The 10,065-nt window shown below is 41.9% G+C and carries 9 protein-coding genes; 4 read left to right on the top strand and 5 right to left on the bottom strand.

Translation table 11 applies throughout. The features are described from left to right. Positions 1 to 21: 21 nt before the first annotated feature. Positions 22 to 1,404 carry a GTP-binding protein gene (locus UYC_RS0103945; protein ID WP_016873343.1) on the top strand — a complete coding sequence of 461 codons (1,383 nt, stop codon included), beginning with the start codon at positions 22 to 24 and terminating at the stop codon, positions 1,402 to 1,404. Between the two features lies 1 nt (position 1,405). Here the strand turns inward: UYC_RS0103945 and UYC_RS0103940 are convergent, their stop codons facing one another. Then, positions 1,406 to 1,654 (bottom strand): hypothetical protein, encoded by a 249-nt coding sequence (locus UYC_RS0103940; RefSeq protein ID WP_016873342.1) that lies wholly within the window; start codon positions 1,652 to 1,654, stop codon positions 1,406 to 1,408. Positions 1,655 to 2,172: 518 nt separating this feature from the next. Between UYC_RS0103940 and UYC_RS0103935 the strand changes: the two genes are divergently transcribed. Beyond that, a complete protein-coding gene (locus tag UYC_RS0103935; RefSeq protein ID WP_016873341.1) occupies positions 2,173 to 2,433 on the top strand; it encodes a Calvin cycle protein CP12 in 261 nt (86 codons plus the stop codon). On the opposite strand, the gene UYC_RS0103930 is transcribed toward UYC_RS0103935, so the two are convergent. Together UYC_RS0103930 and apcB are read right to left on the bottom strand one after the other, a co-directional pair. Beyond that, positions 2,430 to 3,263 (bottom strand): TlyA family RNA methyltransferase, encoded by an 834-nt coding sequence (locus UYC_RS0103930; protein ID WP_016873340.1) that lies wholly within the window; start codon positions 3,261 to 3,263, stop codon positions 2,430 to 2,432. The two genes, UYC_RS0103935 and UYC_RS0103930, sit on opposite strands and share 4 nt — an antisense overlap. A gap of 450 nt (positions 3,264 to 3,713) precedes the next feature. Next, positions 3,714 to 4,223, bottom strand: coding sequence for an allophycocyanin subunit beta (gene apcB, locus UYC_RS0103925; protein WP_016873339.1), 510 nt, complete (start codon positions 4,221 to 4,223; stop codon positions 3,714 to 3,716). A gap of 376 nt (positions 4,224 to 4,599) precedes the next feature. Between apcB and glnA the strand changes: the two genes are divergently transcribed. Beyond that, a complete protein-coding gene (glnA, locus tag UYC_RS0103920) occupies positions 4,600 to 6,015 on the top strand; it encodes a type I glutamate--ammonia ligase (RefSeq protein ID WP_016873338.1) in 1,416 nt (471 codons plus the stop codon). A 279-nt stretch (positions 6,016 to 6,294) separates the two neighbouring features. Here the strand turns inward: glnA and gifA are convergent, their stop codons facing one another. Continuing rightward, a complete protein-coding gene (gifA, locus tag UYC_RS0103915; RefSeq protein ID WP_016873337.1) occupies positions 6,295 to 6,495 on the bottom strand; it encodes a glutamine synthetase inactivation factor IF7A in 201 nt (66 codons plus the stop codon). Between the two features lie 484 nt (positions 6,496 to 6,979). Between gifA and UYC_RS0103910 the strand changes: the two genes are divergently transcribed. Further along, the gene (locus UYC_RS0103910; protein ID WP_016873336.1) at positions 6,980 to 7,879 is read left to right on the top strand and encodes a ferritin-like domain-containing protein; all 900 of its coding nucleotides are present in this window, start codon (positions 6,980 to 6,982) and stop codon (positions 7,877 to 7,879) included. A 272-nt stretch (positions 7,880 to 8,151) separates the two neighbouring features. Here the strand turns inward: UYC_RS0103910 and UYC_RS0103905 are convergent, their stop codons facing one another. After that, on the bottom strand, positions 8,152 to 9,909 hold the full coding sequence (locus UYC_RS0103905; RefSeq protein ID WP_016873335.1) for an FAD-dependent oxidoreductase: 1,758 nt from the start codon (positions 9,907 to 9,909) through the stop codon (positions 8,152 to 8,154). Positions 9,910 to 10,065: the final 156 nt, after the last annotated feature.

Below are 10,065 nucleotides of genomic sequence, written 5' to 3'. Positions count from 1 at the left end.
CTAGCTGTTTGATTTCTAACCTTGACTCAACTCAACGAAGTGCCAAAGAACCTACAAGAAACACACCTCAACCGTGCTCGTGCTAGTCTTAGACAAGCGCTCTCTTGGTATGGCAATCTCCGTAAACCCGGACAAACATCATCAAATCCACAGTTAGCAGGTTTAGTCAAACCAGAATTAGAAGTTTTAAATGCTACTCTCAACAAACTAGACTACAATGTGATTCGGATCGCCGCCTTTGGTTTGGTGAGTCGTGGCAAGTCAGCAATTTTAAATGCTTTACTAGGACAAAAAATTCTCCAAACAGGCCCCCTTCATGGCGTAACTCAGTATCCTCGTTCTGTAAGTTGGAATCCTGGTGGCAAAGTACAAGTAGAGTTAATTGATACACCAGGACTAGATGAAATTGCGGGAGAAGCGCGATCGCAAATGGCAAAAGAAGTCGCACGTCAGGCAGATTTAATTTTGTTTGTCGTTGCTGGGGATATTACTCGCACTGAATATCAAGCTTTATGTGAATTGCGCTATAGTCAAAAGCCCCTGATTCTGGTGTTTAACAAAATAGACTTGTACCCAGATACAGATCGAGCAAAAATTTACCAAAATCTCCAACAACTTGGTGCGGGTAATCTGCAAGCAAAACCCCTACAACCTGATGAAATTGTTATGGTAGCGGCGGAGCCAGCACCTATGGAAGTGCGGGTTGAGTATCCTGATGGCAAGGTAGCTTATGAATGGGAGACGCCACCACCACAAATAGACGAACTCAAACAGACAATACTGAAAATTCTCAACCGAGAAGGGCGATCGCTTTTGGCTTTAAACGCACTCGTACAAGCAAGAGAAGCCCAAGAGGCGATCGCATCCAAAACTGTCGATATCCGTAACCGAGAAGCAGAAGACTTGATTTGGCAATTTACCAAGTACAAAGCTCTAGCAGTAGGATTAAACCCCATCGCTTTCTTAGACGTATTAGGCGGAACTGTAGCCGACTTGGCATTAATTCGCTCTCTTGCTCGGCTTTATGGTTTACCGATGACTGGCTATGAAGCGAGTAAGCTTTTGAGAACAATCTTATTAAGTTCTGGCGGTTTGCTACTTGGAGAATTAGGCAGCAGTTTTATTCTTGGTTTAGGTAAAACAACAGCTGCTGTTGCCTCTGGTGATAATCCTAGCAATATTACCGCTTTCGCTGGCAGTGCGATCGCGCAAGCTGGTATTGCCGGTTATGGTGCATACAGCGTTGGTAAAGCTGCCCAAGTTTATCTCGAAAAAGGTTGTAGCTGGGGACAATTGGGCGCTAGCACGGTAATTGCAGAAATTCTTTCTGAAGTGGAACCCAATACAATTTTGTACCGTTTGCGACAGGAATTGGGACAAAACTTGGGCATAATAGATGACTAACTTACTTCCGCATCTTTCTGGCGTTCATACTTCCATTTCTAGAAATTAACTGATTTATGTAAGTCAAGCGTTGGTGTTTTCTTAACCACTCTTGACAAACTTCTTCAGCAAGCCGTATCTCTTCGTCAGTTAAAAATTCATCTGACATCTCAGACACTAAAATCTTAGCAACTTTAGCAGCTCTTTGATAATCGATGCCATACTTAACTAGTTCTGTATGAAAAAATACCTCTTTTTCTGAAGAAACCATTTTTGAATTAGTAGCTAAGTTTGTTAAGTTTTCTAAATTTTCTAAAATTGAGGAGTTAATCGCTTCTTTCTCTAGATAGATGAAAATATATCTTTATTATTCCTTAAGATTTTATTTTAATCTATTCCATAAGCATTAGTGTTGTGGGGCAGTTTCTCTAGCTTGAGTTTAACTTGTAAATGATACTCGTATTATTTTTTGTTTTTGAAATTTAAGTATTAAATTTGACTTATTTTTAAAATTGTAAAAATGCCAAACAGTCACTTACCTATATTATTAAAAATCTCGTAATTTTAAATCTATCCTAAGTGTTATATATAAAAAGTGAAAATATAAATAGTTTATTACCACTATTTACTTAAATTATATTTGGAAAATTAGTTAATAAATTTATTCTCAAAATTATTATTTTGATTACTGCTTTCTTTTAAGAAGTCTATATAAACTAGAAGTATAAGCTCATGAATTAATCTGAGCTTATAGCCAACTTCTATTGCATCATACAAAACATAAAAACTATGGCGAAAAGTTTAGATGTCATCCAAACTTCTGTTCCTTTTGATATTGAGCAAGCTATTGCCCAAGCTGTTGCTCAAGCCCATACAACCTGTGAGGTAAAAGGAAAACACTCTAGTGACTGTGCTGTAGCGTGGGAAATTGTTGAAGAACTACAAGCCGAGAAATTTCATCAATTGATGACTGCAAAAAATAAAACTGCACTAGAAATTTATTGTGAAACTCACCCAGATGCAGCTGAGTGTCGGATCTACGATGTTTAATTTTCTTTAAACTCAGTTACTGTTGATTTTGTGATTTCCTGAATGGTTTCTAAATTAGGTGATGGTGTTTCACTTTGCATTCCCAGCCACAAAAGATACTCAATATTTCCAGCTGGCCCGGTAATAGGTGAATAAGTCAAACCTTTGTATTTCCACCCTAATTCTAGAGCACTTTGCAACACCTGAAAAATAGCATCAGCATGATCTTTCGGATCGCGCACAACACCTTTTTTACCCACACGATTTTTGCCCACTTCAAACTGTGGCTTAACTAACAAAACCGCTTCACGGGGAGCTTGCAGCAGTAGCCACAGTGCAGGCAAAACTTTAGTTAAAGAAATAAACGAGACATCTACCACGCCAAAATCAGCGTAAATTCCCCCTGTTTCTTCAGGGGGTGCACCGTATAACTCATTGGGTGTAAGATGCCTTAAATTCGTGCGTTCTCGTAAAATGACTCGTGGATCGTTACGTAACTTCCAATCCACTTGTCCGTAACCAACATCAACACCATAGACTTGTTTTGCTCCTGCTTGCAAAAGGCAATCAGTAAAACCCCCTGTAGAAATACCACCATCTAAGCAAATACGTCCTTCCACAGGAATAGCAAAAGTTTCTAACGCCTTTGCAAGCTTTTCGCCACCTCTCGAAACAAAACGCGATCGCTCTTTAACTTGAATTTGAGCCGAAGTTTCAACTTCCGTTCCTGGCTTATCCAGCACCTGCTGATTCACAGTTACCTCACCCGCCTGAATTAACCGTTGTGCTTGCTGACGAGAAGTACACAACCCCAAATCCACCAACAAAGTATCTAATCGCTGCTTAACCAATTTTTTGTTCTACTAGTGTTTTTGCTTAGTGTCTTATTTCTTTTCTAATTATCTGAGTTTTTACCTTTTCCTTTAATGGGAAGGAAGTAATTCATTTTTGGTATTAAAAAAAGTAAACGCACCTTGTCAATCAAGCCAAAGTGCGATGTCGGTTGCTAAATTCGGGGGTGAATTTTATCTCACGCAGAGGAGCCAGTGCGCCCTTGCGGTTTAAGCGCGTTGTAGCAACTGGCGTCACACTAAGACGCAGAGAGTAAGAGTTTTAATTTACTGCGTTTCTTAATTTCATACTTCATATTTAGCAACGCTGTGTGATCAATCAATTTTCTTAGCTCTAGAGATTGACTACTGCAACGTGACAGAAAGAACTAGGCAAAAAGCACGATTGTATAAGCATTAAAACTTCCGTTCTCTTGCCTCCTGCCTTCTGCCTTCTGCCTCCTGCCTTCACTAAATATCCTTCTCGCTCAATTCCCTAGTCATATAGTCAAACGGCTCGTCTACAAAGCTAGTATCAGCAATACCAGCCGCCTCCGCTTGCTCCTTCGCAATATCCTTCATAATTTGAATACCGCGTACTGTAGGGCCAATGGGAACCCCTAGAGAATTGTAAGTCTCCCGCAAACCTTGCAAAACTCGCTCATCTAGCACATCCATGCTGCCAGCTACGATCGCATAGGTAGCATAGCGCAAGTAGTAGTCCATATCGCGCAAACAAGCTGCATACCGACGAGTTGTGTAAGCATTGCCGCCAGGACGAATCAACTCTGGCTGTTCTTCAAATAATTGAGAACCAGCCTGCTTGACAATTGCCGCCGCATTGGCATTGATAGCTCCTGCTGCTTGCACGCGCTTCGTGCCACTTTCAAAATAAGATTTGAGGCTGTCGATCGCATTCCGATCAAAATAGCGCCCAGCAACGTCATAATTCTTAATTAAGTTTGTGACTGCGTCCCGCATTCCTTTTTCTCCCAATCGTTCCTATCTATGGTTTGATATTTATTTGACTGTTTTTAGTAAGCTGCTAATTTTTGTGCCAATAAATATTTTTTTTAAGAAACCCAGGCACAAAAACAATGTATGCGCTAATTAAGGATTCTAAGCCAAAGTTGTCCCTATGAGATGAACTGTCAAGTTTTGTAGAGTTGGTTAGCAAAGGTTAATATAAGCTTTAAACCTCAAAATCGTAACAAATGATACAAAATACACCTATTTTATCTCCTTAGGATATTGCAGGGTGTCTCTAGATTTGGGTTTATCCGAATAGGGTCAGCGTGCATTAACTTTGTGGTTTACTGTACTAAAACGGTACTAAAACGGTAGAGAAGGAGTAACCATGACAACCCCACAAGAAGTCCTGAAACAAATTCGGGACAAAAATATTCAGATGATCGATCTGAAATTCATCGATATGCCTGGCATTTGGCAGCACCTGACAGTGTTCCACAACCAAATCGATGAAAGTAGCTTTACAGACGGTGTGCCTTTTGACGGTTCCAGCATTCGGGGTTGGAAAGCCATCAACGAATCAGATATGGCAATGGTTCTCGATCCAAACACTGCTTGGATCGACCCTTTCATGCAGGAACCGACTCTTAGTATTATTTGCAGCATCAAAGAACCTCGCACAGGGGAGTGGTACAATCGTTGTCCTCGCGTCATCGCCCAGAAAGCGATAGACTATCTGGTTTCCACAGGCGTTGGTGATACAGCGTTTTTTGGCCCAGAAGCGGAATTTTTCATCTTCGACGATGTCCGCTTTGACCAAAACTCTCACGAAGGCTACTACCATGTAGACTCAGTAGAAGGTCGTTGGAATTCCGGTAAAGCAGAAGGCCCTAACCTGGGTTACAAACCACGCTACAAAGAGGGTTACTTCCCAGTTTCCCCCACTGATACTCTGCAAGATATGCGGACAGAAATGCTGCTAACAATGGCAAACTGCGGAGTACCAATTGAAAAGCACCACCACGAAGTTGCAACTGGTGGTCAGTGTGAATTGGGCTTCCGCTTTGGTAAGTTAATCGAAGCAGCTGATTGGTTGATGACGTATAAATACGTAATCAAGAATGTAGGTAAGAAATACGGCAAGAGCGTTACCTTCATGCCCAAACCAGTCTTCCAAGACAATGGTTCTGGGATGCACACCCACCAATCTATCTGGAAAGATGGTCAACCTTTATTCGCAGGCGATAAATATGCTGGTTTGAGCGAAACCGCGCTGTATTACATCGGTGGCATCCTCAAACACGCGCCTGCACTGTTGGCAATTACCAACCCTACTACTAACTCCTACAAGCGCCTCGTGCCTGGATATGAAGCACCAGTAAACTTGGCTTACTCCCAAGGTAACCGTTCTGCTTCGATTCGTATCCCTCTGTCTGGCACCAACCCCAAAGCCAAGCGCCTAGAATTCCGTTGTCCTGATGCAACATCTAACCCCTACTTGGCATTTGCTGCCATGCTCTGTGCTGGCTTAGATGGTATCAAGAACAAAATTGATCCTGGTGAACCTTTGGATAAAAACATTTACGAACTCTCTCCAGAAGAACTGGCGAAAGTTCCTTCTACTCCTGGTTCTTTGGAATTGGCATTAGAAGCGCTAGAAAACGATCATGCCTTCTTGACTGAACCAGGCGTATTTACAGAAGACTTCATTGAAACTTGGATTTCTTACAAGCTGGATAATGAAGTGAACCCCATGCGTTTACGCCCCCATCCCTACGAATTTTCTCTCTATTACGACTGTTAATGAAAGGGGCTAGGGACGCTTAGGCTAGGAAGAGAAGAGGGAGAGGGGGAGATGGGGGGACAAGGAGAAAGATTTTCCCCTTATCGCCTTCCAGTCCTCTCTACCCAGATCCCCGGCTTCTTAAAGAAGTCGGGGATCTGCTAGCCAAAACTAGTCCTAATAAATGCATAAATTTAGCCACCCATTAGGGGGTGGCTTTTTTGGATTTTTATTTGTTGGTTGTTGGTTGTTCATAACAACTACCACCTATCGACTGCCAACCATCAACCTCTAAATTATTTAGCTCATTGCCGCGTTGCTGCGATCATAAGTCATCCGAGCATTAGGATCTATTTTCCCTTGAATCGGATTCCAGTAATGCGATACTTCTCCAGGAAGACCGATTTCTTCGCCTGTGCGTTCTAGCATCGACTGTTGACGATTTTTAATGAGTTGATAATGACGCATCATTAAAGCACGAGCTCTTTCTTGAGTAGACATAACCAAACTTCTCCCTGTTATTCTATATATTTTTTCTCCTCTGTTAATAATTTATCAAATCAATTCTGTATCTGTTGTTACTGTTTGATACATTTTCGTAAAACTTAATATTGTGTGCGATCGCAATCCAGCGCAAACGCAATAGTCAGAGTTGGTTGTAAGACTAAAGGTGCTATAAATCCTCCCATCTTGCTAAAAAGCAATTGATGAATAACATCCCTCTTGAGATTTGTTTAACTTGGAATACAAATCCTTCTTAAGGTGAATGATCTATCAGTTAAAAATATTAAATATAGATAAATAAAAGTAAACGGAAACTATACTATTTTTGTCTCTGATATTTGTATCAAGCTGAATTTAGGTAACTTGTCAGCATAGAAAGTCTACTGTAAGTTTTATAACAAAAGATTAAGCTTGTCACTGATAAATTCATTTTTCCTACGTTAATATTAGAAATAAGTTTTACAAAACTTCATAAAAGCAGATGACTGTCGCTTACCCACGGAAATTTCAGAACACTTTGAGTGCGAGGGACATTTTGAAAGGAGTGATCGGCGATCGCGAACTCCATCTCATCACGCTCAACCGTTATCGCTACAGCGAACAACGCAGTTGTAAAGATCTCACAGAATTAATCGAAAAGCTTGATGGCAAGCCAGCTGAACTGGTGCGGGACTTATCCCATCACATTAGTGATGAAGCTCGTCATGCCATGTGGTTAACTGACTTATTAATTGAGTTGGGAGCCAATGTGGGCTGTCCCCCTGGAAATTCATATATCGATGAATTTGAACGGTTGCTCGATCATGAACAAAAAGATCCAACCAAAGATCTTGACGATTTTGTAATTTCTGCCCTTGCCGCTATTAACGTCACCGAAAAACGCGGTTGTGAATATTTCTCTGCCCACATTTACGCTCTCAAGCAAGGGCCACAGACAGAAGAAAATATTAAGATTCGCGAAACAATTGAAAAAATTTTGCCCGAAGAAGCAGGGCACGTTCGCTGGGGTAATCGTTGGCTAGGGCAGCTAGCAGACAAAAGTCCAGCACATAGACAAAAGGTTGAACAAGCCAAGCACAAGTACGCTGCCATTGAACAAGCAGCGTTTGAAGCCGGAATGGATATCACGCTGGGAGCAGAACTGCGACGACTTGCTAATTTGGTAGAAGTAGCAAATACAATGCCGCTTTGGCAGCGCCCTCAGTACCTAATAGAGCGCTTACCTCAAACTTTGCTAACTCCTGAGTTACAATTCACTAGAATTGAAGTAGCACAAAGAGTTTGGCGGCGAGATCCACAAGCTTTTATAGAGAAGTTTGTGCCAATGTTTCTCAATGGTTTAAAGGCAAAAGACTACAACCGTGAGAAAACAACTGCTTAAGACAGGCAAAGCTAATCTATTCCCATACAGAATTGAGTAGATGAGGGCTGACGCGGAGAAATTCTCTGCGTCTTTTTCTCGTTACCAGGTTCAACCTGGTAACGAGAGTTGTGGGGCTGCTGCCTGGTGACTTTTGCTAGGAGTGCAACACAGATTTTATCGGTGTACCTTGCGGGAAATCGTAATAAACCTAGACGGTGATGTGATTAAATCACACAATTGGGGAATGAAAATCTCTTTTCTCTAGCCCCTAGCCCCTAACCCCTAATAGTTTAGCTATCAATATATTCCACTAGTAACCAGTTACCTGCATAATTTAGCCGCCCCCATAATTTCAGGGTTTGCTGGTTGTAAAGACTACTTTGTAATTGCTCATCTACGTGTGATCGCAAAGTTACAAGCTGCCAAGTTTGCCCTTGATATGGGGCTGGCACAGTAATAGTAAATCTGTATTCTTGCGGTGCTAATTTGTGTAAAATTCCACTGAAACAGTTAGAGTATTTTTCTTGAAAGTACTGAGCAGGTAATGAATCAGGACAATTGCCACTCACTGGATAAGTCTCTGGGTTGTCTAGGTAATGTAGTTGCCAGTACAACCAATTAGGATGCAGAGGTGATAGGTTAAATAATGGAATAATTGCTGCGGGCGATCGCCGATCTCGCAATAAAGCTTCTTGCAAAACTCTGACAGGTAAATCCCTCGGTTGGCAATTCAACTCTATACATAAGGCAGCAGCCATTCCAGCCGCTTGACCAATACCCATAACTACAGGTTGCAGTCTTGTTGCTCCATTAGCAATATGAGAAACGGAAATATTCTTTTCACATACCAATAAACCATCAGTCTCTACTGGAATGAGACAACGGTAGGGAATTGTAAAAGGAGTACCAGTTAAACGTCCACCCCAACGAATGGATTTTGGTTGCAACTCAAACTTTATACCCGGATAATGATGGTCATTAGCGTAATTACCAATAGCGATCGCATCTTCTTTGAGCGCTGCAACCCTAGCTCCTGTTATTGGTAAAATATCTTGTTCTGTTACAGTCGTTAGCCCTACTAAGCGACGACTTTCCCGGTAGTAAGGATGAAGAGCGAAAGCGCCTGTTTGATTTGGAATTTGGGGAAAAACATTATTTGCCAAACCAAAGCGACGACCTAATTGTGATTGAATAAAATAGGCAAAATTTTGACTATGGTAGAGGCATTCTGTTCCAAACTCACCTCGCGCCGTTTCTGACTCAATTAATCGTGCCACTCCTTCACCATAGTCATTGCCACAAATAGGCCAATTAATCATAAACAGGCCCCCTGGCAATCGCCCATAATTTAAAAAAGCCTCTGCACCGTAGTTATCCCAAGCGCCAGCAAACCGTGACGGATCGTAGTTAGGTGCAACCTGTATTTCTGGGGCAACAACTTCACCATAATCTTGTAACAAGACTACCCAAGTAGGAGCTTGCACTGGATATTTTGCTGTTAAAGCATTCAAACTAACTGGAGCGCTGGGTTCTCCCCACTCAGACTGTAATTCCCAACCCCAACGGTAAGGTATTTCAGCCAAAGCCAACAAATCTCCCAATTCCGTGGCATCGAGAATTACCTTAGCTTGAACAGTAAAATCTTGAAACTCAACTCCAGTGATACAATTTCCTTCCTGAAAAACTGAGCGCGGCACTTGCCCAGAAATCCAATTCAAATTTGGCAACTCCTGCACCCAATCTGCAAAAATCTCCCCACCAACACGCGGATCGTAACTAAAAAAGCTTACCCAGCTGTTGTCTAATCCTCCTAATTGTCGTTGCTGCAATTCCCGTAAAAACTCACCCCATAACCCCGTTTGAAAAGCTTCTAACTCATTGCCATCAGGTGCAGATACTCCAGCAGAAGTTAGCATTCCTCCTAACCACGGAAATTCACTTACGAGGATAGTTTTTGCCCCCCGTCGTGCAGCTTGAATCGCAGCAGCAGTTCCCCCTGTTCCGCCGCCGACAACTAAGACATCAACTGTGTATGTCTGATTCATCATCTCGTTTTATGTGTTTGAAACAAGCTATTTTTTTCTCCAAATGCAAAAGTAAGCAAGCTCAAATCTTGCACACTTCTCTATAAGAGCCAGAGGCTCCAGTTCTCGTTACCAGGTTCAACCTGGTAACGAGGGTGGTGGGCTGCTGTCTTCTGCCTT

The sequence above is a fragment of the Chlorogloeopsis fritschii PCC 6912 genome (assembly GCF_000317285.1).
Classification (GTDB): Bacteria; Cyanobacteriota; Cyanobacteriia; order Cyanobacteriales; family Nostocaceae; genus Chlorogloeopsis; species Chlorogloeopsis fritschii.
The sequence above is the reverse complement of the archived record's forward strand: the minus strand, read 5'-3'. Positions and strand labels throughout refer to the sequence as shown.

Coding starts and splice junctions, on each gene's coding strand:
- UYC_RS0103940 (WP_016873342.1), bottom strand. CDS start 1,654: ATGGTTTCTTCAGAAAAAGAGGTATTTTTTCATACAGAACTAGTTAAG.
- UYC_RS0103935 (WP_016873341.1), top strand. CDS start 2,173: ATGGCGAAAAGTTTAGATGTCATCCAAACTTCTGTTCCTTTTGATATT.
- apcB (WP_016873339.1), bottom strand. CDS start 4,223: ATGCGGGACGCAGTCACAAACTTAATTAAGAATTATGACGTTGCTGGG.
- glnA (WP_016873338.1), top strand. CDS start 4,600: ATGACAACCCCACAAGAAGTCCTGAAACAAATTCGGGACAAAAATATT.
- gifA (WP_016873337.1), bottom strand. CDS start 6,495: ATGTCTACTCAAGAAAGAGCTCGTGCTTTAATGATGCGTCATTATCAA.
- UYC_RS0103910 (WP_016873336.1), top strand. CDS start 6,980: ATGACTGTCGCTTACCCACGGAAATTTCAGAACACTTTGAGTGCGAGG.
- UYC_RS0103905 (WP_016873335.1), bottom strand. CDS start 9,909: ATGATGAATCAGACATACACAGTTGATGTCTTAGTTGTCGGCGGCGGA.